Origin of the sequence: Microbacterium sp. CJ77, from assembly GCF_002911615.1 — a bacterium.
Taxonomy (GTDB): domain Bacteria; phylum Actinomycetota; class Actinomycetes; order Actinomycetales; family Microbacteriaceae; genus Microbacterium.
The window spans coordinates 33,202-56,617 of sequence record NZ_PQBR01000018.1 but is presented as its reverse complement, the minus strand read 5'-3'; the positions used below and the strand labels follow the sequence as shown (position 1 = coordinate 56,617).

Genomic DNA, 23,416 nt, shown 5'->3' with positions numbered 1-23,416 from the left:
CTAGTTCTTCAGCTCGAACCCACGGAGGTCTCTCTTGTCTCACGCTAATGCCCGGCTGACTCCGGCCGGCCGGTTGATCATGGTCCAGCGCATCCAGTCGGGGCGTGCGGTCGCGCATGTCGCGGCGGAGATGGGCATCTCCCGCACGACCGCGTGGCGGTGGTGGCGGCGGTTCCGGGAGGCGGGCGTCGCGGGACTGCAGGAGCGTTCCAGCGTCGCTCACACCCATCCGCACCAGACGGGACCCTGCCAGGAGACGCGAGTGAGGATCATGCGTGAACTGACCCGTCGCGGCCCGGTCTTCATCGGCGCACGGCTGGGGATGCACGCGTCCGTGGTCGGTCGGGTGCTGCGCCGCCATCATGTTCCGCTGCTGCGGGACCTCGACCCGGTCACCGGCGTCGTGATCAAGGCAACCCGGCGGTCCGCGAACCGCTACGAGCACGCCCATCCCGGGTCGCTGATCCACATCGACGTGAAGAAGCTCGGCCGGATCCCCGACGGCGGCGGATGGCGCGCTCACGGTCGCAGCGAAAAGGTCCGCGGCCGCGGGATCGGCTACGACTACATCCACACCGCGATCGATGACCACTCCCGCGTCGCTTACGCCGAGACCCATGACGATGAGAGGGGCGTCACCGCTGCCGGGTTCCTCGAACGGGCGATCGCGTTCTACGCCACCCTCGGCGTCACGGTCGAACGCGTCATCAGCGACAACGCGTTCGCCTACCGAAAGTCTGCAGCATTCCACCGCGTGATCGACGCGCACCACATCACGCAGAAGTTCATCAAGCCACACTGCCCCTGGACCAATGGGAAAGTCGAGCGCCTGAACCGCACCCTCACCACCGAGTGGGCCTACGCCCGCCCCTTCACCTCGAACGCCGAACGCCGCGCCGCCTTGCGGGCCTGGCTCGACTACTACAACCTAGACAGAGCCCACCTCGGCATCGGAGGCCGAACCCCATCGACCGAATCACCAACGGTCGAGGTCAGTACAGCCTAGCGCAGCCCCGCCCGTTGAGCGAGCACCGCCCCGCCCGTTGAGCGAGCGCAGCCCCGCCCGTGGAGCGAGCGCAGCGAGCCGAAACGGGGCGTCAGTCCCGCAGCCGGGCGACGAGGGCCCGCGAGGCATCCTCGAGCGCCGCGGTACGCGCCGCGGCATCCTCGGCGGAGTCGCCCCGAACGTCGATGTACACCTTCAGCTTCGGTTCGGTGCCGCTCGGGCGCACGATGAGCCGCGATCCGTCGTCGAGCCACAACCGCACGACATCGCCCGGCGGAAGGGCTGCCGTGCCGTCCAGCAGGTCGTCGATGCGCGAGACATGGATGCCTGCGATGTCGGTGGGATGCTCGGCCCGCAGCCGCGCCATGATCCGCCCGATGACGGAGAGGTCATCGACCCGCATCGACACCTGCGCACTGGCGAAGTGCCCGAACTGCGACGCCAGATCGCTCAACATCCCTCCGAGCGACGACCCCGCCGCGCGCGCCTGGGTCGCGAGCTCGAGGACGGCGAGCGCGGCCGAGAGCCCGTCCTTGTCGCGGACGACGTGCGGATCGACGAGGTATCCGAGGGCTTCTTCGAAACCGAAGACCATCCCGGGCGAGCGCGAGATCCACTTGAATCCGGTCAGCGTCTCGTGGAAGTCCAGGCCGTAGTGGCCCGCGATCGCGGCCAGCCCGGGCGACGAAACGAGCGAGCAGGCAAGGGACGAGCCCTCGGGCGCCCCGGCGGCGCGAGCCCGACGAGCCGCCCGCCAACCGAGCAGCAGGCCGACGTCGTTGCCGCTCAGGCGTCGCCAGGCTCCCGATCCATCGGGGACGGCGACGGCCAGGCGGTCGGCGTCGGGGTCGTTCGCGAGGATCAGTTCGGCATCCGTTGCCGCGGCGGCCTCGATCGCAAGGTCCATCGCGCCCGGCTCTTCAGGGTTCGGGAACGCGACGGTCGGGAAGTCCGGGTCGGGCAGGATCTGCGCATCCACCGTGATCGGTGCCGGATACCCCGCCGCAGAGAGCAGACGGTCGAGTGTGTCGTGCCCGACCCCGTGCATCGCGGTGTACACCCAGCGCAGCGCACCGGTGTCACCCGCGTCCACGGCGCGCGCCGGGGCCGTGGCCGCGGTCTCGGCGACATAGGCGTCGACCACGTCCTCGCCCGCAATCTCGAACCCGAGCGATCGCGGTATGCGCGACACGGGGACGTCGGACGCGACCTCGTCGATCCGCCCTGCGATCTGCGCATCCGCCGGGGACACGATCTGCGCGCCGTCGTCCTCGCCGCCGAGGTAGACCTTGTAGCCGTTGTCCCGCGGCGGGTTGTGGCTCGCCGTCACCATCACACCGGCATCGGCGCCGAGGTGCCGCACGGCGAACGCCAGCACCGGCGTGGGCAGCATGCGGGGGAGCAGGATGGCGCGCAGGCCGGCGCCCGCGAAGATCTCGGCCGAGTCGCGCGCGAACACCGCGGAGTTCTTGCGTCCGTCGTACCCGATCACGATCGTCGCCGTGTCGTTCGCACCCGTCGAACCCGCTACGCGATCGCTGACGAACGCAGCGAGGCCCGCGGCGGTCTGGGCGACCAGCACCCGGTTCATCCGGTTGCTTCCCGCTCCGAGCTCGCCGCGAAGACCCGCCGTGCCGAATGCCAGCCGGGTATCGAAGCGATCGTGCAGGTCGGCGGATGCCTCGGCATCGCCGTCCTCCGCGCGCTCCACGAGCTCGGCCAGCTCGGCGCGGGTTTCGGGGTCCGGATCCTCGGCCAGCCACGCGCGCGCGGCCTCGAGTGTCGGGTCCGGCGGCGACACGGCATCCGAGTCTGTTGCGACGATCTCGGTCATAGTTCGCCGATCACGCGGGCGAGCAACGACGAGATGACCGGCTCGGCTTCACGGCCGGCCTCGATGACCTCTTCGTGGCTGAGCGGGGTCTTCTGGATGCCGGCGGCGAGGTTCGTGATGAGCGAGAAGCCCAACACCTCCATACCCGCCTGTCGGGCGGCGATGGCTTCGAGGGCAGTGGACATTCCGACGATGTGGCCGCCGATCGCCTTCGCCATCTGCACCTCGGCGGGGGTCTCGTAGTGCGGGCCGCGGAACTGGCAGTACACGCCCTCGTCGAGGCTCGGGTCGACGGTGCGCGCGATGTCGCGCAGGCGCGATGAGTACAGGTCGGTCAGGTCGATGAACGTCGCACCCTCGAGCGGCGAGTCCGCGGTGAGGTTGATGTGGTCGCTGATCAGGACGGGCTGGCCGGGGGCCCAGGTCTCGCGAATCCCGCCCGCGCCGTTGGTGAGCACCATCGTGCGGGCCCCGGTCGCGGCGGCCGTGCGGACGCTGTGCACGACGCGGCGGACCCCGTACCCCTCGTAGTAGTGGGTGCGCGCGCCGATCACCAGCACGTGCTTTCCGCCCGGGGTGCGGACGCTGCGGAGTGTTCCGGCGTGTCCCTCCAGCGCGGGCTTGCTGAATCCCGTGACCTCGGTCGCCGGGAAGGAAGCGACGGTTTCGCCGATGAGTTCGGCTGCTCGACCCCAGCCCGACCCCAGGGTCAGGGCGATGTCGTGCGTCTCGACGCCGGTCAGCCGCGCGATGTCGGCGGCAGCGTCGGCGGCGATCGCGAACGGGTCCGCTGCGGGGTCGTCGAGCGGGTGGGGGGTATGCGTTGACATCCCCCCACTCTAGGAAGCTCGGGCCCGGTCGGCCACACGCGGCGCGAGAGAGACCGGCTCGCCTGGCAGGAGGCGCGTTGTCGCGTCGCGGGAGATGGCATCCGCGGCCAGGCGAGCCGGCCTCTCGTGCGTGTCATCGGGCGGGAGGTGGCGGATGACACAATGGGGACCATGTCCGGTGAGTTCGAACGTACGCAGAGAATCGCAATCATCGGCGGCGGGCCCGGTGGCTATGAGGCGGCGCTCGCCGGCGTCCAGCTGGGAGCCGAGGTCACCCTGGTCGAGCGCGCGGGCGTCGGAGGTTCGGCGGTCATCACGGATGTCGTGCCGTCGAAGACCCTGATCGCCACGGCCGACGCGGCCAAGGCGATCTCCGAGGCATCCGATCTCGGCGTTCAGTTCTTCGCGCGGAACTCGGACGGCAAGCCCAGCCGTCCCGAGGTTGCGATCAATCTCGCGGCGGTCAACAAGCGCCTGCTCTCCCTCGCGCGCCAGCAGTCCGAGGACATGCGTCAGACGCTGCTCGACGCGGGCGTCCGCATCATCTCGGGTCACGGCCGACTGGAGGGCGCGGGCGCCGTCGTCGTCTCGACCGGACCCGGTGGCACCGACTTCGACCGTGTCGAGGCCGACACGCTGGTCATCTCCGTCGGCGCCTCGCCGCGAGAGCTCCCGAGCGCCCAGCCCGACGGCGAGCGCATCCTGACGTGGACCCAGCTCTATGACATGCCCACGCTTCCCGAGCACCTGATCGTGGTCGGATCGGGTGTCACGGGTGCGGAATTCGCCTCGGCGTACATGAACCTCGGTGCCAAGGTCACGCTCGTCTCGAGTCGCGACCAGGTTCTGCCCGGCGAGGACGCGGATGCCGCGGCCGTGCTCGAGAAGGTGTTCCGCCGTGGCGGTATGACCCTGCTCTCGAAGGCGCGTGCCGAGTCGGTCGTCCGCGAGGGCGGCGGCGTCGTGGTGACGCTCGGTGACGGTCGCCGCATCGAGGGCAGCCACTGTCTGATGGCGGTCGGGTCGATCCCGAACACCGCCGGGCTCGGCCTCGAAGAGGCCGGGGTGCAGATGACATCGTCGGGCAACATCCGCGTCAACCGCGTCTCGCGCACCTCCGTCCCGAACATCTACGCGGCCGGCGACTGCACGACGTTCGTTCCGCTCGCCTCGGTGGCGTCCATGCAGGGTCGCACCGCGGTGTTCCATGCCCTGGGCGACATCGTGATCCCGATCGAGCGTCGCCGGATCGCGGCCAACATCTTCACGGCCCCCGAGATCGCGACGGTCGGATGGTCCGAGCAGGACATCATGGACGGCAAGATCGAGGGCGTCGTGCACAAGCTGCCGCTCGCCGCGAATCCGCGCGCGAAGATGATGGGCATCACGGACGGGTTCGTGAAGCTCATGGCCCGTCGTGGATCGGGGACGGTGCTGGGCGGCGTGATCGTCGGGCCCAAGGCATCCGAACTCATCTACCCGATCGCCGTCGCCGTCGATCGTCGCCTGAGCGTCGATCAGCTCTCGCGCGCCTTCGCGGTGTACCCGTCACTCGCGAGCAGCATCACGGATCTGGCGCGCTCGATGCACGTCGTCGATCGCGGTCCGGACCTCGACGAGGGCTGAGCCCCCCGTTCGGGTTGAGTCCCTCGCCCCGGGGTGGGTCACTTCGCGCGCGCTCGATCGCTCTGCCCTGTCCGCGCCGCCCTCCCGGACGTCCGGCACCAGGTTGGCGCCACTTCGCGACATCCGCGCCACAGATCGATGTAGCGGATGCCGGGATGTGCAGCCGGCGTGGGGTTCATGCGCGCGCGACGGTGGGCCCGGTTCGCGGATCGGACCGACTCCGCAGAGAGAAGCCCCAGGACTCAGCTGATGGTGAGCAGCTGGTGACCGGCCGAGACCGTCGTTCCCGGGTTCGCGTCGATCCCGCCGACCACGCCGTCCTTGTGCGCCTGGATGGGCTGCTCCATCTTCATCGCCTCGAGCACGACGACCAGGTCGCCCTTGACGACCAGCTGCCCGTCCTCGACCGCGAGCTTGACGATGGTCGCCTGCATGGGGGCCTTGACGGCGTCACCGGATGCTCCGGAGAGCACGGTCTTCGCATGATCGCGGCGTGAGGGCGGCACGGCGACCGGGCGTCCGGCAGTTGTCGAGGACGACACGATCCGGTCGGGCAGGCTGACCTCGAGGCGCTTGCCCGCGACCTCGACGACGACCGTGTGGCGTGCCTCGGGGGGCGTCGGATCGCTCAGTTCGCCATCCCACGGCGCGATGTCGTTGGCGAACTCCGTCTCGATCCACCGGGTGTAGACGCCGAAGTTGCCGTCCTCGGCCGTGAAGGCGGGGTCGCGGACGACCTTGCGGTGGAAGGGCAGCACGGTGGGCAGACCCGCGACCTCGAACTCGTCGAGCGCGCGGCGGGCCCGGCTGAGCGCCTCGGCGCGGTCGCGACCGGTGACGATGATCTTCGCCAGCAGCGAGTCGAATGCGCCGCTCACGGTGTCGCCCGCGGTCACGCCGGAGTCGAGGCGGATGCCGGGGCCGCCGAATGTCTTGAAGACGTGGATCGGACCGGGCTGCGGCAGGAACCCGCGGCCCGGGTCTTCGCCGTTGATGCGGAACTCGATCGAGTGGCCGGTGACCTCGGGGTCGCCGGCCTCGAGCAGACCACCCGCGGCGATCCGGAACTGCTCGCGCACGAGGTCGACGCCCGTGACCTCTTCCGAGACCGGGTGCTCGACCTGGAGGCGGGTGTTGACCTCGAGGAACGAGATGGTGCCGTCCGCGCCGATCAGGAACTCGCAGGTTCCGGCGCCGACGTAGCCGACCTCGCGCAGGATGGCCTTGGACGACTCGTAGAGCGTGCGCGTCTGCTCCGGCGTGAGGAAGGGCGCGGGCGCCTCTTCGACGAGCTTCTGGTGGCGGCGCTGCAGCGAGCAGTCGCGTGTCGAGACGACGACGACATTGCCCGCGGAATCCGCGAGGCACTGGGTCTCGACGTGACGGGGCTTGTCGAGGTACTTCTCCACGAAGCACTCGCCGCGGCCGAACGCGGTCACGGCCTCGCGGGTCGCGGACTCGAAGAGTTCGGCGATCTCATCGAACTCGCGGGCCACCTTCAGCCCGCGCCCGCCGCCGCCGTACGCGGCCTTGATCGCAACGGGAAGCCCGACCTCGCGAGCGAAGGCGATGACCTCGTCGGCGTTCGAGACGGGGCCCGGAGTGCCGGGCGCCAGGGGGGCGCCGACGCGCTCGGCAACGTGACGCGCGGTGACCTTGTCTCCGAGGGCGTCGATCGCCTCGGGCGGCGGGCCGATCCAGACGAGGCCCGCGTCGATGACGGCGCGGGCGAAGCCGGAGTTCTCGGCGAGGAAGCCGTAGCCCGGATGCACGGCGTCGGCGCCCGAGCGGCGCGCGATGGACAGGATCTTCTCGATGGAGAGATATGTGTCGGCGCTCGTCGTGCCCTCGAGGGCGTAGGACTCGTCGGCCAGGCGCGAGTGCAGCGCGTCACGATCCTGATCGGCGTACACCGCGACGGAACCGAGTCCGCTGTCGCGGGTGGCTCGGATGATACGGACAGCGATCTCGCCACGATTGGCGATGAGGACTTTGCCGAATTCGGGCATGGTCGCCAGCCTACCGACGCTCCGGCCCCGGGATTTGACAGGTACCGACAAGAAGCCGCCGGGAACGTGGGCGAACGTCTACAACACCCTCCAGAGGCTCGTCCATTCCACGCCCAGTTCGCGAGCCAGGCGGCGCAGAGTGGGAAGCGACATCCCCACCACGGTCGACGGGTCGCCCTCGATCCGCGTGATGAACGCGGCGCCGAGGCTGTCGATCGTGAACGCCCCCGCGACATGCAGGGGTTCGCCGGTGGCGACATAGGCCGCGATCTCGGCGTCCGCCACGTCATCGGCGAACGTCACCGAGGCGTAGGCGACGGCGTGCGCCTCTCGGGGCTCGAGTCCCGGGACGACGCGGAAGACGCTGTGGCCCGAGTGCAGCACGCCCGTCTTCCCGCGCATCGCGTGCCACCGGGCGGTCGCGTTCTCGGCGGTGTACGGCTTGCCGAGGATCTCGCCCGCCAACTCGAACATCGAGTCGCCGCCGATCACGAGCCCATCGAAGGCCGGGTCGTCCCGGGCGACCCGCGCCGCGACATCCGCAGCCTTCCGTCGTGCCAACAGGAGGACGTGCTCGTCGGGCGAGAGCGTGCGGGCCTGCGCCGTCTCGACGGCGCGGATGACCTCGTCTTCGTCGACGTCGGGCGCCATCGTCAGGGGTTCGATACCCGCCTGGCGCAGCAGCATCAGACGGGCGGGAGAGGTCGAGGCGAGGCAGACGCGCATGCTCCCACGCTAGCGAGCGGCGCGACCGGGTATTCACCCGACTGTGAAATGCTCGGGACGTGGATACCGCCCAGACAGTCGACCTCGAGATCACCGGAGTCGCGCACGGCGGCATCTTCGTCGCCCGCCACGAGGGCCGCGTGATCTTCGTCCCCGACGCGATTCCGGGCGAGCGGGTGCGAGCTCGCATCACGGATGACTCGCGCCCCGCGTTCTGGCGTGCCGAGGCCCTCGAGGTGCTCGAACCTGCCGAGACCCGACGTCCGCACATCTGGGCCGAGGCCGACATCGCCCGGCCGCCGCACGTGCGCCCGGGCGGCGCGGACTTCGGGCACATCCGCCTCGATGCCCAGCGTGAGCTCAAAGCACGCGTGCTGCGCGAGGCGTTCGAACGCTTCGCCCACCTGCCGATCGACGTGACCGTCGAGCCCGCGGGCGCCGACGAGAGCACGGACGGCACGGGCTGGCGCACGCGCCTGAGCCTGCATGTCGGCCCGGACGGCACGGTCGGGCCCTTCGCGGCGCGCTCGCACGACATCGTCCCCGTCTCGTCGCACCCCCTCGCGGCGCCCGCGCTGGCCGAAGCCGCGCTCGGCCTCGGCACCCGGGGCGGCGATCGGGTCGATCTCGTGCTGCCCGCAGACGGACAGGTGCGTGTCATCGAGCGGACGGATGCCTCGGGCCCGCGCCGTGGTCAGCGTGGCGGTGTCCGCCGGGGCGCCGATGCTGCCGACCGCGAGGTCGTCGTCGAGACCGTACGGGGGCGAACGTTCCGCGTCGACGCCGGCGGGTTCTGGCAGGTGCATCGGCTCGCCGCGACGACGCTTGCGGACGCGGTCACGAAGGCTCTCGCGAGTACGGGATTCGATCCGGATGCCCCGAACCTCGACCTGTACGGCGGAGTCGGCCTGTTCGCGGCCGTCCTCGGCGAGGCCGGCGGGCCCGCGACGCGCGTCGCGACGGTCGAATCCGCGTCCCGGGCTACCCACCACGCGGCGCGCAACCTGCGTGAGTGGGGCAACGCCGAGGCGATCACGGCGCGCGTCGACCGTTTTCTCGCGGCCGAAGTGGCCGAGCTGGCCGAGGCATCCGCTCCTCACGCATATCGTGACGCCACGGTCCTGCTCGATCCGCCGCGTGCCGGGGCGGGTGCCGGTGTGGTCCGTGCGATCGCGGCGCTGGCGCCACGGACCGCGATCTATGTCGCGTGCGACCCGGTGGCGCTCGCGCGCGACACCGCCACGTTCCTGACCGAGGGGTACGCGTTGCGTGATCTGCGGGCCCTGGACCTCTTCCCCAACTCGCACCATGTCGAGGCCGTTGCGGTCTTCGAACGCGACGCGCACCGCGCTGCCGCGGGTTCGGCAGGCTCGCGCAGCTAGGCTGTCCCCATGACGCGGGTTGCCCTGATCGACGATCACGAATCGGTACGCCTGGGGCTGGAAGCGGCCCTCGATCGTGCGGGCAAGGAACTCGTCTTCTCGGGTGCCACTGTCGCCCAGTATCTGGGGTGGCGTGCTGGCTCGCGCTCGGCCCCGGCGGACGTCGTGGTGCTGGATCTGACGCTCGGCGACGGCACGACCGCGACCAGCAACGTGAGCCGCCTCGTGTCCGACGGTTCGAGCGTCATCATCCACTCGGTTGCCGATCGCCCGGCAGCCGTCCGCGAGGCGCTCATGGCCGGAGCCGCGGGCGTCGTCAGCAAAAGTTCCCCGATCGGTGACGTCATCTCCGCGATCCGGACCGTGGCGGCGGGCGAGCACCTCGACAACGTGGAGTGGGCGAGCGCCGTCGACGGTGACCGTGCGTTCGCCGATGCGCAGCTCTCGGCGCGCGAACGCGAGGTCCTGCGTCTGTACGCGGCCGGATTGCCGCTGAAGGTCGTGGCCGACCGATTGGGTGTCGCCTATTCGACGGCGAAGGAGAACATCACCCGGGTCCGCGTCAAGTACGTCGAGGTGGGCAGGCCCGCACCGACGAAGGTCGACCTGTTGCGTCGAGCGATGGAGGACGGAATCGTCGAGCAGGCGTCGGAAGATCCGTCCGGTGGCTCCTGAGGTCGATGTCGTGAACGCCGCACCGGAGCCGGCGGCTGCGTGGGACCGGGCATGGGGTCAGATCCCGCAGGGCCGATTGGCTTCCGCCTGGCAGGGAACCTTCACCCGTCGGCGCATCGAACGCATCGCTGCGATCGCCGCGGCGGTGGGATGCTTCGTGCTGGGAATCCAGGCGTTCTTCATCGCCCTCGGAAACAACGCGGGGCTGCGACCCGGGTGGACCGTTCCGCTTCTGACGATCGTCTTCGGCTCTCTCGTCATCATGTGCGGCGCCTGCTTCTTCCGTGCGACGGCCCGGGTCGCCACCGGCGCTTTCGCCGTCATCTACATCGTGATGCTGGCCATTTGGCCGCTGGCCACGGCCGGGGCCGTGCCCGCCGCGACGCCGGAGCCGTGGCCGTGGTACCTGATCAACGTCGCGACGATCGCTGCGGTCATCGCGTTCCCCTTCCCCCTCCAACTGGCGTGGACGATCGCCACGCCCGTGCTGTACGGGATCGTGCGCGTCGTCCAGGGCGGCTTCCAGTTCGAGTATCTGCTCGCCGCGGTCTTCGAAGTGCCTTACTCCCTGATCCTGGGCGGCCTGCTGATGACGCTCGTGACGATCTTCCGGCGCATGGCCTCTGGCGTCGACCGCGAACGTGCGCGCACCGTTGCGGCATACGCGCAGGCCGCCGAGGCGCAGGCTGCCCAAGAGGAGCGGGTCGCCGTCTCGGCGCTCATGCACGACAGCGTGCTCGCGGCCCTGATCGCGGCGGAACGCGCCGACGGCCCGCGCGCTCGGTCGCTCGCCATGTCCATGGCGCGTGAGGCGCTCGAGGGGCTCGCCGACACCGGCACCCCGAGCGGCGGGATCGACCCGCAACCGGCGACGATGAAGTCTCTCGCCCGTGGCATCCAGGCATCTCTCGCCGACCTCGGCTTGCGACTGCAGGTCCGCGTCGAGGCGACGGATGACGAGCCGACGATACCGGGCACGATTGCCGCAGCGATGATCCGCGCGGCGACCCAGGCCGCCGCCAACGCGATCCAGCACGCCGACGGCGTCGGACTCGAGGCGATCGTGCGTCGGCCGGTCGACCTTCCGCGCGAGCCCGTGCTCGGCACGGAAGCTCCGCGATCCATCGACGGAGAGTCGGGCGAGGATGCCTATGCGCCGTCCGACGTCGCCGATGACCTGCCCCGCCTGGCTGCGGTCGAGGTCGTGGTGTCGGACAAGGGGCCGGGATTCGATATCGACGCCGTACCCGACGATCGCCTCGGGATCAGCGCATCCATCCTCGCGCGCATAGCGGCGATCGATGGAGAGGCCGTCATCGATTCCGGACCGCACGGTACCGTCGTGACGCTCCGGTGGCGTGAGGTGCGTCGATGACCGTTCGTACCGTGCTCGCGGCCCTCGCGCTCGCCTTCGCCATCTACCAGGCGGCGCGTGGCCTGCTGTGGACTGTCTGGCCCCAGAATCCGGGCCTCCTGCTCGCCGCGGTCATCATCTACCTCGCGGCGACGGTCGTGACGATCTTCGCCGTACCTCGTCCGCTCGCAGGGTCCGATTCGCCTCGCGAACCGATGCCCCTCTGGGCTGCGCTCGTCGCGGCCGGCACCGTCGTGATCATCCCCTCGATGACCGGCTTCGCGGTGGCAGACGCCGACGGCATCGCCCGCACGGCGACCTACGCAACGTGGTACGTCGGGGGCGGCGGCGCGCTGATGGTCGTGCTGATGGTGCGGCGCAGGACGTGGATCGCCTGGGCAGGCACGGTCGTGCTCTCGATCGGCGCCATGATCTGGATGGGTCCGGTTCAGGCGCTGAGCCAGGGGCTCGTGGGCTCGATCGTCTGGGTCGGTGTCGCGCACCTGTTGGTCTTCTTGATCGATCGTGCCGAGCGCGACGCGGATCAGCTCGCGGAGCTGCAGGCCGTCACGTCCGCGTGGGAGGCCGCGCAAGAGGGGCGTGAGCGCGAGCGGCGTGTGCAACTTCAGCGCGCTCTGGCCGTCGGCGGCCCGGTTCTGGCCCGCGTGATCGCGATGCACGGTCTGCTCAGCGAGGCCGAGCGTCGCGAGGCCGGGATGGCCGAGGCGCGTCTGCGGGACGAGCTTCGCGGCCCACGCCTGCTCGACGATCGCGTGCGAGCCGAGATCGACGCGGCGCGCCGCCGAGGTGCGCAGGTGAGTGTGTTCGACGAGGGTGGCCTCGAGGGTGTGTCCGACGACGACCTGAGCCAGATCCGCGCCGAGCTGGCCGAGGCGCTGCGTGACTCGCAGTCGAACAGGATCATCATCCGAACGTCGCCGGACGACAGCGTCGCGGTCACCGTGGTCGGTCGACTCGTGGTCGAGCAGACCGACGAAGACTCGGTCGACCTCTGGCGCGAGATCCGGCACCCCGGTCGCTGATCGAACTCGTCCGCAGATGAGAGGAGAGGGGCGGCGAAGTCGCCCGCCCCTCTCCGTTGCGGAACGATTACCCGAAAATCGTCCGCGGAGCCGCTGTCCCGAGAATCGGGGGTCGCGGCCATACGCATGAGCGTGTCACGCATATTCAGTATGCGGTGGCCGAAAGATCCATGTCTGTAGGTACTTTGGGGGACAGTTTTGCCGGTTTTCCAGGGTTTTCGACGCGGGTCAGCCCGACCGTCCCCAGGGGAGTCCGCGCTCGAGCGGGGGGCGCAGGCCGCGGGCGCTGCGTGCCCAGGCCGACATCGCCGAGTCGTCTTCGGCGACCACGGCATCCGCCTCTCGGACGTACGCCTCGGTCACGACGGCGAGCAGCGCCGCGAGCTCCTGCTCGTCGGCCGCACCGCGCAGAACCTCGACCGATACGGGCTCGGATGTGCTCACAGCGGGATGTTCCCGTGCTTCTTCGGCGGCAGGCTCGCACGCTTGGTGCGGAGCGACCGCAACGCCTTGGCGACCATCACGCGTGTGGATGCCGGCTCGATGATGCTGTCGAGCTCGCCGCGCTCAGCTGCGAGGAAGGGGGACGCCACGTTGTACGTGTATTCGTTGGCGAGGCGCGTACGAACCGCCGCGACATCCTCGCCCGCCTCCTCCGCGCGCTTGATCTCGCCGCGATACAGGATGTTCACCGCGCCCTGGCCGCCCATGACGGCGATCTCGGCACTCGGCCAGGCGAAGTTCATGTCGGCGCCGAGCTGCTTCGAGCCCATGACGATGTATGCGCCGCCATACGCCTTGCGCAGGATCACGGTCACCAGCGGGACGGTGGCTTCGGCGTAGGCATAGAGCAGCTTCGCGCCGCGACGGATGACTCCGGTCCACTCCTGGTCGGTTCCCGGGAGGTAGCCGGGCACGTCGACCAGCGTCAGGATCGGGATCGAGAAGGCGTCGCAGAATCGCACGAAGCGGCTGGCCTTCTCACCCGCGTCGATGTTCAGCGTGCCGGCCATCTGGGAGGGCTGGTTCGCGACGATCCCGACCGAACGACCCTCGATGCGCCCGAACCCGATCACGATGTTCGGGGCGAAGAGGGGCTGGACCTCGAGGAAGTCGCCGCCGTCGACGACGCGCGCGATCACCTGGTGGATGTCGTAGGGCTGATTGGGCGAGTCGGGGATGACCGTGTTGAGGGCGCGATCGCCGTCGGTCGTCTCCCACTCGAACCCCGACTCGTACACCGGGACGTCCGTCATGTTGTTGTCGGGCAGGAAGCCGAGGAGAGTCCGCGCGTAGTCGATCGCGTCGTCCTCGTCCTCGGCGAGGTAGTGGGCGACGCCGCTGCGCGTGTTGTGGGTGTACGCGCCGCCGAGCTCGTCCATCCCCACGTCTTCGCCCGTGACGGTCTTGATCACGTCGGGTCCGGTCACGAACATCTGGCTGGTCTTGTCGACCATGATCACGAAGTCGGTGAGTGCGGGGGAATAGACCGCGCCGCCCGCCGCGGGGCCCATGATGAGCGAGATCTGCGGGATGACACCCGAGGCGGCGGTGTTGAGGCGGAAGATCTCGCCGTACTTGCCGAGGGCGACGACACCCTCCTGGATGCGCGCGCCACCCGAGTCGAGGATGCCGATGATCGGCATGCCACCGCGCAGGGCCAGTTGCATCACCTTGATGATCTTGTCGCCCGCGACCTCGCCGAGCGATCCGCCGAAGGTCGAGAAGTCCTGGGCGTAGACGGCCACCGTGCGGCCGTGGATCGTGCCGGTGCCGGTGACCACCGAATCGCCGTAGGGGCGCGCCTTGTCCATGCCGAACGCTGTCGTGCGGTGTCGCACGTACTCGTCGATCTCGACGAAGCTGCCCGTGTCGACGAGCAACTCGATGCGCTCGCGGGCGGTCAGCTTGCCTTTCGCGTGCTGCTTCTCGCGCGCGACGAGCTCGGCAGAGACCACCGCTTCGTCGTAGCGGGCGCGCAGATCCGCGATCTTGCCGGCGGTGGACAGGTCGGGCTCATGACTCACGCGAATCACTCTATCCGGGCACCCCGCGCTCGAACGGTTGACGGTCTCGCACAACGACCCGCGACATCCGTTGTGGATTCTGTCTTGCGCGGTCTGGGGAACTCCTCTCGCGCCTGACCCTGACTCCCGCTCCTTGCCCTCGGCCCTGCCTCACTCGAGGACTTCGGCTCGAGACGAGGAGCGTTTGGCTTGAACTTTCCTCTCACCGCCCCGAAGCCCTCATGCGATGTGCAGGTTCTGAGCGACAGCGGCGAGAATCTGGCGCTCAACGAGTGGCCAGCGATCCATGATCTCGACGTAATCGAAGCGCAGTACGGTGAACCCCGCGAGGCGTAGTCTCCGATCGTGCGCGATATCGGCGCGGCGCTGCGCTGCTCGGTGATACGCGAATCCGTCCAGCTGAATGACGAGTCGCCGCCCGATGAGGAGATCGACATCGTGACCCAGCAGCGGGACCTGTTGCCGGGCCAGGATGCCGAGCCTCGCGAGCCGATGAACGACGAGTGTCTCGAGTCCGGAGTCGGACGCGACACCGGCTTCTGATGCGAGTGCTCGCGCGGCGCGCGTCGTCCACTCAACCGCCTGCAGATGTGCGACGGTAACAAGGCGCTTGTTGAGGGCAGACTCCCAGATCGCCAGCGCGTCCAGGTGCGGCAGGCAGGTCGCCACGCGGGCGAGGACATTTTCCATGGCATCCAATGGCGACCTCGGGAGCGCGTTCACCGGACCGATGCTGCGATGGGCCACGAAGCGCGACACATCCCGCCCGGCATGCGGGTGGACCGCCAGGTGTAAACGGTCGGGCGGACGAGGAACCCAAAGCCCGAGCGTCCGTGCGGCGGATACGCACGTCAGACGCGCGCCGGCGCTCATCGCGGCCAGCAGTTCGTCGTCGATGCCCGGTACGTGCAGCCATTTTCGAGCGGTGACGAGGACGAGAGCCGAGCGTAACGCCTGTTCAATGCGGTAGCGCGTCCATCCCGCCTCGATTGCGTCAGCGCGGTGCGCCCACCCACCGCGCGCGCTGAGCCATGACTGAAGATCCATGCCGACATCGTTGCGCTCGCGCCGGGCTGTGATTGCCCCGCGGATGCGAATGGGGGACGATCGACGTCCCGTCGCGAGGGGGAGGGAGCGTGGGCCACTCCCCGGGGGAGTCGATCGGCGCGTGCGCGAAGGAGTTCGGGGTGAGGGGAGGGCTCTTGAGCTGCGATGCTCCTCGCGCCGCCGCGAAGACCTCCGGCCGCGCCGCGTCCTCTGGGCGCCTAGCCTGAAGCCATGACGCTGCACGCAGAGGACTTCCGACGGGCGGCCACGGTCGCCACGCGTTTCGCCATCGCCGAGCGAACGGGTTCCACGAACGCCGATCTCGTGCGCGACCACGCACTCGACCCGTCCGCCTGGCCGCACCTCTCGGTTCTCGTGACGGACGACCAGACCGACGGACGTGGCCGGTTGGGCCGGGTGTGGTCGGCGCCGCCCGGATCCGCGCTCGCGGTCTCGGTCGTGCTCGATGTGGGAGATCTGCGCCCGGCCGACCGGGGGTGGGTGCCGCTCCTCGCGGGTGCGGCGCTCACACGAGCCGTCGCGGCGCAGCTCACGGCACTCGTCGGCCCCATGCACACGGTCAGGATGAAGTGGCCGAACGATGTGCTCGTCGACGGCCGGAAGATCAGCGGCATCCTCGCCGAGGTCGTCCCGGGGATCCCGGACACCATCGTGGTCGGTGCGGGCATCAACACGGCGATGACGGCCGAGCAGCTACCGGTGCCCACCGCGACGTCATTCGCGACCCTCGGGGTCAGCATCACGCCGGATCTCGTCGACACGGTGCTCGCCGACTACCTCGCCGCTCTCGGCGAGCTCATGGGTGCGCTCCTGCTCGAGGACGGAGACGCCGTGCGCGCCGGAGTCCACGCCGAGGTCGAGGCGCTCTGCGGGACGATCGGGAGCGCCGTCCGCGTCCATCTGCCGGACGGTTCCGAACTCGTCGGCGAGGCGCTGCGGCTCGGACCCCACGGCGAACTGGTCGTCCGCAACGGGCCAGACGAGACATCCGTCGTCGCGGGTGACGTCGTGCAGGTCCGCTGACGAAGCGCACGGCACCGCGTGGGATGCGTCCGCCCGCGCTCGCGACCGGCAGAATGAGCGCATGACCCAGCCGACGACCTACGGCAATCGCCTGCCGGCGCCGCCGCCCGGGATCGCCGCACCCGAACGACTGGTCGCACGCACGCGGGGGAGCGCTCGCCGCCTGGGGTGGTCGGCGCTGCTGCTGATGGCGGTGGCGGGCGCCACGGGCTGGTTCTACGACAACCTTCCGGCGCCGTTCGAGAACTGGATGCTGCTCGCGGCCGCCGGAGTCGTCGTCGTGCTGCTCGCGGTGTTGCCGTGGATCGTCTGGCTGAGTCGGACGTACACGATCACGACGCGTCGAGTCATCGCGCGCCGGGGCATCGTCTCTCGCCGCGCACGTGAGCTCTCGCATGCGCGTGGTTACACGATCGGCCTGCGCCGCGGACCGATCCAACGGATGTGGCGGGCCGGCACCATCACCTTGAGCAACGGGGTGGACGAGCCGCTGCGCCTCGTCAACGTGCCCGATGTCGTGCTGCTGCAAGAGGTACTCGCCGACCAGATCGAGGTCAGTCAGATCCTGGCGCATCGCGATGCCCAGGGCATGGCGATCGACGAATCGGCGGCCCCGCCCCGCCCGCCTCTTCCCGCCTGAACGGCCAGCGGGGCCCTGTCGCGTGACGCGGTCCGTCCGGTGACAGGATGGAAGCGCACGTCGAGCCATCCTCGAGGGGGAACCATGACATACCGCGTCGGAGTCGTCGGCGGTGGGCAGCTGGCACGCATGATGATCGCCCCGGCGGTCGAGCTGGGGGTCGAGATCCGCGTTCTGGCCGAGGCGGAGGGGATGTCTGCGGCCCTCGCCGCGACAGCGGTAGGCGACTACCACGACGCCGACACGGTGCTGGCATTCGCGCGAGGGGTGGACGTCGTCACGTTCGACCACGAACACGTTCCGCAGCCGGTGTTGCGCGCGCTCGTCGACGCCGGTGTCGCGGTGCACCCGGGCCCCGATGCGCTGCAGTTCGCCCAGGACAAGATCCTCATGCGCACGCGGCTGGCCGAGCTCGGAGTTCCGCAGCCCGACTGGGCCGCGGTATCGGACGCCGACGGGCTGCAGGAATTCGTCGACGCACACGGAGGGCGCGCCGTCGTGAAGACCCCGCGCGGAGGATACGACGGTAAGGGCGTGCGCGTCGTGAGTCACGGCACGGAGGCCGCCGACTGGTTCGCGGCGCTCGCCGAAGACGCCCACGGCGGCAGGCTGCTCGTCGAAGAGCTCGTGGACTTCCGGCGCGAGCTGGCCCAGCAGATCGCTCGAAGCCCCCGCGGTGAGATCGTCGCGTACCCCGTGGTCGAGACGATCCAGCGCGACGGGGTGTGCTCCGAGGTCCTCGCCCCCGCACCGGGCGCGGGTGGGCGGCTGGAAGATGTCGCGAGCGCGATGGCCGGCGACATCGCGGAGGGGCTCGGCGTGACGGGCATGCTCGCCGTGGAACTCTTCGAGACGACGGATGACCGCCTGCTGGTGAACGAACTCGCCATGCGGCCGCACAACAGCGGTCACTGGTCCCAGGATGGCGCGCTCACCAGCCAGTTCGAACAGCACCTGCGCGCGGTCCTCGATCTGCCGCTCGGCTTGACCGCGCCGCACTCCCCGTGGACCGTCATGGTCAATGTCCTCGGTGGACCCGCCGAGGGCGGTCTGGCCGAGAGGGTTCCCGCGGCGATGGCGGCGCATCCGGGCGCGAAGATCCACCTGTACGGCAAGGATCCGCGCCCCGGACGCAAGGTCGGTCACGTGAACGTCGCGGGCGACGAGCTCGACGAGGTCGCCTACGAAGCCCGCGCCGCGGCAGCACACTTCGGTTGAGCGCGCGGCGCAGTTCGCTTGAGCGCGCGGCGCAGTTCGACTGAGCGCGCGGCGCAACGGCATTCTTGCAGGAGCGGGGCCTAGCCTGGTCGGGTGACCCGGCCGCTGCATTCCTCCGAGGCGCCCATCGTCGGCGTCGTCATGGGCTCCGACTCGGACTGGCGCGTCATGAGCGACGCCTCCCAGGCCCTCTCGGATCTGCTCATCCCGCACGAGGTCGAGGTCGTCTCGGCGCATCGCACGCCCGACAAGCTCATGTCGTACGGGCGCGCGGCGCGGGCGCGAGGCATCCGGGTCATCATCGCGGGCGCCGGCGGTGCCGCACACCTGCCCGGCATGCTCGCCTCGGTCACGTCGCTGCCCGTCATTGGAGTGCCCGTTCCTCTTTCGACCCTCGACGGACTGGACTCGCTGCTCAGCATCGTGCAGATGCCCGGCGGTATCCCCGTCGCCACGGTGTCGATCGGTGGCGCGAAGAACGCGGGACTCCTCGCGGCCCGCATCCTCGGGTCATCCGATGCCGCTCTGGCCCACGCGCTCGACGACTACGCACGGCGTCTGGAGTCCGAGGTCGAGGAGAAGAACCGGCGGCTGAAGGAATCGTTGTGAGCGTCGCCGCCCCCACCCGGCTGCCACGCGCCACGCCCTCGCTGCCGCCGATCGTCAACCAGCTTCCGCTGAGATACCCGGACTCCGGCTCGGCCGACTACATGCGTCGCCGCGCGTGGTGGCTCGTGGTGTTCAACGTGCTGGTCCCGGGCTCTGCCCAGATACTTGCGGGCAGCAGGAAGCTCGGGCGGTTCGCGCTCGGCGCGACGCTGTTCATGTGGTCGGTCCTGGTCCTCGCGGGCGTCGCGTCGCTCCTCTGGCCGTTCCTGCTCCTGTGGGTCGCGACGAACGGGATCGCCCTGTTGCTCATCCAGGGCCTCCTCATCGCGTACGCGGCGCTGTGGGTGATCCTGGCGATCGACACCTTCCGGTTGGTGCGACTGGTGAAGTTGCGCCCGCTCGCGCGTGTCGGTGTGTCGGCCGTGCTCGCCGGACTGCTCGTCCTCACATCGGGCGGCGCTCTCTGGGCCGCGGATGTCACGGGTACCACTCGAGGCACGTTGGGGTCGATCTTCGGTCTGGGCGGACCCGCCGTGCCGCCGTCGGACGGCTACTACAACATCCTTCTGCTCGGTGCCGACAGCGGCGAGGGACGCGACTCGATGCGCTACGACAGCATCTCGGTCGTGTCCATCAACGCGGACACGGGTGCTGCGACCATCACCGGCATCCCGCGCGACATGCCCGGGTTCCCGTTCGCACCGGGACCGATGCTCGACCTGTACCCGGAGGGGCACACGAACCACCCGGACGCGAAATGCGGCTGGGGTTCGGGAATCAACCAGCTGCGCACCGAGGTCGAGGTCTGCCGGGACGGTGACGCCCTGTACCCCGATGCGCGCGCCGCCGGCTCCTCCCCGGCGATCGAGGCGACGAAGGATGCCGCGGAAGGCATCCTGGGCATCGAGATCCCCTACTACGTCTTCATCGACATGCACGGCTTCGCTGCTCTCGTCGATGCGCTCGGCGGCGTGGACATCACGGTCGAACAGCGTCTGCCGAAGGGTGGCGGACCCGCGTATTCCGGGCAGTCGGCCGAGGACTGGGCGATCGGATGGATCGAGGCCGGCCCACAGCACATGGACGGTGATACCGCGCAGTGGTACGCACGTTCGCGGTACACGACGAATGACTGGGATCGCATGAAGCGCCAGCGCGAGCTGCAGGCCGCGATCCTGGCCCAGTTCACGCCGAGCAATGTCCTGAGTCGCTTCAAGGATGTGGCGGTCGCCGGCACCGCGATCGTCGAGACCGACCTTCCCGAGTCGATGCTGCCGTACTTCGCGGACCTCGCCCTCAAGACGAGAGAGCTTCCGATCACGGCGATCGAGTTGACGCCCGAGGGTGGCGTCGACGCCGAGCAACCCGACTACGCCTACGTGCGCGAGCTCGTGCAGTCGAAGCTGCATCCTCCCACCCCGACGCCGACGCCCTGACTCCGCGCCTGCCGAATTCTCGCCGCGTCACTCGGGCCGAACTTCCTCACCTGGGGCGTCAGCATGACGCTGGGGCGTGGGGCCCCACGCCCCAGCGTGTTTCTGACGCCCCAGGTCGGCGCTGAAGGGGGCGACGACACCGCGGGCGCTGAAGCGGGCGACGACACCGACGACACCGACGCTGTGGCGGAGGGGCTCGGGCTATAGCTCGCCGGGCTGCATCGCCTGTTCGTCGAGCTTCTGCGCGAGTGCGCGACGCCGTGACGGCGCGCCCTCGCGCTGCGGTGCGTAGACGACGAGGGAGTGGAAAGCGAAGCGCGCCACGAAAGCGACGGCGAGAGTGATGGCCGCCGCGAGCACGCTCGAGATATGCCACGTCTCGACCAGGAGCGCCAGCACCGGGATGCGAATGAGCGCCTCGGCATTGTTGAAGCTGAAGGACTTGGCGAACCTCAGCCAGCGCGCGGAGGCGTTCCCGAGCATTTCGCGGAAGACGAACCGCTCCTGCAGGAAGAAGTTGCCCAAGATCGTGACCTCGGCGGCGATCACCGCGGCCCACACGTAACTCATGCCCACATGCGTCAGGCCCGCCATGATGCCGATGTTGGCGACGGCCCCGATGGCTCCGATCAGGGCGAAGCCCGACATCTTGCCGAACTTCAGCACCGAGAGCTGCGTGAGAAAACGCAGTCCCTGACGGACGGATGCCTTCGACGATCCGGCCGATCGCTCGGCGAAGTCGAACGGCACCTCGGCCAGGACGACGTCGTTGCGGGCGAGGATCTCCAGGAGGATCTTGAAGCCCCGTGGGCGGAGGCGGTCGAGGTCGAGCTGGGTTCGGTCGACGAGGAAGTAGCCCGTCATCGGGTCCGTCGAGTTGCGCAGGCGCAGCGGGAACATCGCCTTCGTCAGCAGCGTCGCACCGCGCGAGACCGCCGTGCGCATGGCATCCGCCAGCCCCGTCGCATCGCCACCGCCGGTGTAGCGGGATGCGGCGACGATGCCGGCGCCGGTGCGCTGCCGGGCACGGAGCATGTCGGGAATGGTCTCGGGAGGATGCTGCAGGTCACCGTCCATCACGATGCAGATGTCCGACTCCGCCAGACGCAGGCCTTCGAGGACCGCCCCGCCCAGGCCCGCCGTCGGTGCGTCGCGGTGGACGAGCCGCACTGGTATCTGCGTCGCGGCAGCGACGCGTTCGACCGCCGCCGGGGTGTCGTCGGTGGAGTCGTCGACGAAGAGAATCTCGCGATCGAGCCCGTCGGTCGCGGCTTGGATCCGCCGAACCAGTTCAGCGATGTTCGGCGCTTCGTTGAAGGTGGGAACGATGATCGAGAGGTCCACGGCGCACCCCTCGTTCACTCAGCGATCCCCGGACGGGGCCGTCATCGACGATGCAAGAATATCCCGCTGGAGGGACGCCAAACTGGGTCTTTCGTTTGCGTGGGTTCAGCGTCGTCGGGATGCGATCAACAGGACGATGATCACCACGCTCGCGGCCAGGGCGATGGCCGCGAGAAGCAGGAAGATCGCGGGGAATTCTGCGAGGCCGGGCCATCCGGGGGAGTCCGGGGCACCCCCGGGGATTCGGACCTTTCCCTCCCGGTCGGGCGGGGTGGGATGTCCGGCTTGACCTTGATTGTCGGGCACGGCCTGTGGGGGCGTGGTCGCACCCGGCGTCGCCGCCTGCGTCGCGTGGCTTGCTTCTCCCGGCCCTCCCGCCTGTTCATGGGGCAGAAGGTGGGGGATGCCGGGGGTTCCCGGCACATGGGGAGTACCGGGAATCGTCGGGGGGTGGTCCGGCGGGTTTCCGGTCACGGTGACGACGGCGACGAAGTCGCGCGAACCCGAGAAGGTGAGCACGTACGGGCCCGAGCCGAGCAGGGGGGCGACGAAGACGACCGACATCCCCCCGTCCGCGCGGCTCACGAGCTCGGGCGACCCGGTGGCCATGTCGAAGACGAGAGCATCCTCGGAGCGATGGCCCGTGACCTCCGCCCGCACCGTCTCGTTCGGGGTGAAGAACCCCGCCGAGAACGTCGCCACCGCCCGACCCCCGGGCGCGATGACCGCGGGCGCGATCCAGGCGCCGGGCGAGACCACATAAGAGTCATCAACCACGTGAGCGACGGCCCCACCGCCGGGGGAGGTCAGTGCCGCGAGCGCGAGGGCCGCCGCCACGACCAGCTTGATCATCGAACTCCCCGTGTGGCCCAGCTGTCCGGCCACGCGCCTAGGTCTTGCCGACACGTTCGCGCATGGGGCGTCACGCCCCTGCCCGCCGGACGAGGCCGGGGAGGGGCGTGACGCACCGAGATCAGGCGCGCCGGCGGCGCAGAACCGTGAACGCGATCAACGCGGAGCCGACGACCAGCAGAGCCGCGCCGCCGCCGAAGATCCACGGCGACGTCCCGCCACCGGTGAGCGCGAGCGCCCGGTCGACTCCGGGGTCGTGGTCGCACGACGCGGCCGTGTCCAGGCCGTGACTGACGGTGATGGGCGCCGTGTAGCTCTGCGTCGCGCTGGTGAAGGTGATGTCGTAGACGCCTTCGCCATCGACCGGGGGCAGGAAGGTCGCGGTCAGGCTGCCGTCGGCCGCCGCCTGGACGTTCGGGGTGAAACTCGCGCCGCTGACGCGCAGCCCGGACGCCGAGACCTCGACGGTCTCGCCGCCGAGCCAGTATCCCGCGCCGAACACGATGGTCGACGTGTCGCACGGTCCGATGACCGGATTCTCGATCGTGACCGAGGCCGGCAGAACGTACGGAACGTAGTCGTCGTCGGTCTCTGCAAAAGCGGCGGTGGGAGCGGCGAACGCCCCGACGGCCAGAATCCCCAGTGTCACGGCGAGCGCGACGAACTTATTCTTCAGCATGATATTCCCCAGGCTCACGCGAAGCATCCGCGCGC

Annotated in this window: 21 protein-coding genes; 11 read left to right on the top strand and 10 right to left on the bottom strand. The window is 69.6% G+C overall.

Annotated elements, in window-relative coordinates:
• Window positions 1-34: 34 nt before the first annotated feature.
• A complete protein-coding gene (locus C2868_RS10590) occupies window positions 35-1,006 on the top strand; it encodes an IS481 family transposase (RefSeq protein ID WP_103663303.1) in 972 nt (323 codons plus the stop codon).
• Between the two features lie 91 nt (window positions 1,007-1,097).
• Here C2868_RS10590 and C2868_RS10585 read toward each other — a convergent pair whose 3' ends face one another.
• Together C2868_RS10585 and C2868_RS10580 are read right to left on the bottom strand one after the other, a co-directional pair.
• Window positions 1,098-2,840: a phospho-sugar mutase gene (locus C2868_RS10585; protein ID WP_103663302.1), complete on the bottom strand. Its 1,743-nt coding sequence runs from the start codon at window positions 2,838-2,840 to the stop codon at window positions 1,098-1,100.
• A complete protein-coding gene (locus C2868_RS10580; RefSeq protein ID WP_103663301.1) occupies window positions 2,837-3,670 on the bottom strand; it encodes a purine-nucleoside phosphorylase in 834 nt (277 codons plus the stop codon). Before C2868_RS10580 ends, C2868_RS10585 begins: the two co-directional genes overlap by 4 nt.
• Before the next feature lie 171 nt (window positions 3,671-3,841).
• Between C2868_RS10580 and C2868_RS10575 the strand changes: the two genes are divergently transcribed.
• The gene (locus C2868_RS10575; protein WP_103663307.1) at window positions 3,842-5,296 is read left to right on the top strand and encodes an NAD(P)H-quinone dehydrogenase; all 1,455 of its coding nucleotides are present in this window, start codon (window positions 3,842-3,844) and stop codon (window positions 5,294-5,296) included.
• Between the two features lie 242 nt (window positions 5,297-5,538).
• On the opposite strand, the gene C2868_RS10570 is transcribed toward C2868_RS10575, so the two are convergent.
• Window positions 5,539-7,305 (bottom strand): biotin carboxylase N-terminal domain-containing protein, encoded by a 1,767-nt coding sequence (locus C2868_RS10570; protein WP_100810196.1) that lies wholly within the window; start codon window positions 7,303-7,305, stop codon window positions 5,539-5,541.
• Window positions 7,306-7,383: 78 nt separating this feature from the next.
• A complete protein-coding gene (locus tag C2868_RS10565) occupies window positions 7,384-8,031 on the bottom strand; it encodes a nucleoside triphosphate pyrophosphatase (protein WP_103663300.1) in 648 nt (215 codons plus the stop codon).
• Window positions 8,032-8,090: 59 nt separating this feature from the next.
• On the opposite strand from C2868_RS10565, the gene C2868_RS10560 reads away from it, so the two are divergent.
• From C2868_RS10560 to C2868_RS10545, 4 genes are read left to right on the top strand one after another with little or no spacing between them, the layout of a single operon-like run.
• The gene (locus C2868_RS10560) at window positions 8,091-9,413 is read left to right on the top strand and encodes a class I SAM-dependent RNA methyltransferase (protein ID WP_103663299.1); all 1,323 of its coding nucleotides are present in this window, start codon (window positions 8,091-8,093) and stop codon (window positions 9,411-9,413) included.
• A gap of 9 nt (window positions 9,414-9,422) precedes the next feature.
• A complete protein-coding gene (locus C2868_RS10555) occupies window positions 9,423-10,088 on the top strand; it encodes a response regulator transcription factor (RefSeq protein ID WP_100810199.1) in 666 nt (221 codons plus the stop codon).
• Window positions 10,078-11,463, top strand: a complete 1,386-nt coding sequence (locus tag C2868_RS10550; protein WP_103663298.1) for an ATP-binding protein — start codon at window positions 10,078-10,080, stop codon at window positions 11,461-11,463. Before C2868_RS10555 ends, C2868_RS10550 begins: the two co-directional genes overlap by 11 nt.
• On the top strand, window positions 11,460-12,485 hold the full coding sequence (locus C2868_RS10545; RefSeq protein WP_100810201.1) for a hypothetical protein: 1,026 nt from the start codon (window positions 11,460-11,462) through the stop codon (window positions 12,483-12,485). The genes C2868_RS10550 and C2868_RS10545 overlap by 4 nt, the downstream gene beginning before the upstream one ends.
• A 228-nt stretch (window positions 12,486-12,713) precedes the next feature.
• On the opposite strand, the gene C2868_RS10540 is transcribed toward C2868_RS10545, so the two are convergent.
• The 3 genes from C2868_RS10540 to C2868_RS10530 all read right to left on the bottom strand — a co-directional run bounded on the left by C2868_RS10540 (window position 12,714) and on the right by C2868_RS10530 (window position 15,559).
• Window positions 12,714-12,929 (bottom strand): acyl-CoA carboxylase subunit epsilon, encoded by a 216-nt coding sequence (locus C2868_RS10540; RefSeq protein WP_103663297.1) that lies wholly within the window; start codon window positions 12,927-12,929, stop codon window positions 12,714-12,716.
• Window positions 12,926-14,512 carry an acyl-CoA carboxylase subunit beta gene (locus tag C2868_RS10535; protein ID WP_181003440.1) on the bottom strand — a complete coding sequence of 529 codons (1,587 nt, stop codon included), beginning with the start codon at window positions 14,510-14,512 and terminating at the stop codon, window positions 12,926-12,928. Before C2868_RS10535 ends, C2868_RS10540 begins: the two co-directional genes overlap by 4 nt.
• Window positions 14,513-14,731: 219 nt before the next feature.
• Window positions 14,732-15,559 (bottom strand): endonuclease domain-containing protein, encoded by an 828-nt coding sequence (locus tag C2868_RS10530; protein WP_103663295.1) that lies wholly within the window; start codon window positions 15,557-15,559, stop codon window positions 14,732-14,734.
• A 231-nt stretch (window positions 15,560-15,790) separates the two neighbouring features.
• On the opposite strand from C2868_RS10530, the gene C2868_RS10525 reads away from it, so the two are divergent.
• The 5 genes from C2868_RS10525 to C2868_RS10505 all read left to right on the top strand — a co-directional run bounded on the left by C2868_RS10525 (window position 15,791) and on the right by C2868_RS10505 (window position 20,506).
• Complete coding sequence (locus tag C2868_RS10525; protein WP_103663294.1) at window positions 15,791-16,603, top strand: biotin--[acetyl-CoA-carboxylase] ligase; 813 nt, start codon at window positions 15,791-15,793, stop codon at window positions 16,601-16,603.
• A gap of 61 nt (window positions 16,604-16,664) precedes the next feature.
• On the top strand, window positions 16,665-17,243 hold the full coding sequence (locus tag C2868_RS10520) for a PH domain-containing protein (RefSeq protein ID WP_103663306.1): 579 nt from the start codon (window positions 16,665-16,667) through the stop codon (window positions 17,241-17,243).
• 84 nt (window positions 17,244-17,327) lie between these two features.
• Window positions 17,328-18,461, top strand: coding sequence for a 5-(carboxyamino)imidazole ribonucleotide synthase (locus C2868_RS10515; protein ID WP_103663293.1), 1,134 nt, complete (start codon window positions 17,328-17,330; stop codon window positions 18,459-18,461).
• A gap of 141 nt (window positions 18,462-18,602) precedes the next feature.
• Entirely contained in the window at window positions 18,603-19,070 is a 468-nt protein-coding gene (purE, locus tag C2868_RS10510) for a 5-(carboxyamino)imidazole ribonucleotide mutase (RefSeq protein WP_100810354.1), read from the top strand.
• Window positions 19,067-20,506, top strand: coding sequence for an LCP family protein (locus C2868_RS10505; RefSeq protein ID WP_100810207.1), 1,440 nt, complete (start codon window positions 19,067-19,069; stop codon window positions 20,504-20,506). Before purE ends, C2868_RS10505 begins: the two co-directional genes overlap by 4 nt.
• A gap of 201 nt (window positions 20,507-20,707) precedes the next feature.
• Here the strand turns inward: C2868_RS10505 and C2868_RS10500 are convergent, their stop codons facing one another.
• From C2868_RS10500 to C2868_RS10490, 3 genes are all read right to left on the bottom strand, one after another.
• Window positions 20,708-21,850 (bottom strand): glycosyltransferase family 2 protein, encoded by a 1,143-nt coding sequence (locus C2868_RS10500; RefSeq protein ID WP_100810355.1) that lies wholly within the window; start codon window positions 21,848-21,850, stop codon window positions 20,708-20,710.
• Between the two features lie 105 nt (window positions 21,851-21,955).
• Window positions 21,956-22,702: a hypothetical protein gene (locus C2868_RS10495; RefSeq protein ID WP_103663292.1), complete on the bottom strand. Its 747-nt coding sequence runs from the start codon at window positions 22,700-22,702 to the stop codon at window positions 21,956-21,958.
• A 121-nt stretch (window positions 22,703-22,823) separates the two neighbouring features.
• Window positions 22,824-23,381 carry a hypothetical protein gene (locus tag C2868_RS10490; protein ID WP_100810356.1) on the bottom strand — a complete coding sequence of 186 codons (558 nt, stop codon included), beginning with the start codon at window positions 23,379-23,381 and terminating at the stop codon, window positions 22,824-22,826.
• Window positions 23,382-23,416 lie beyond the last annotated feature (35 nt).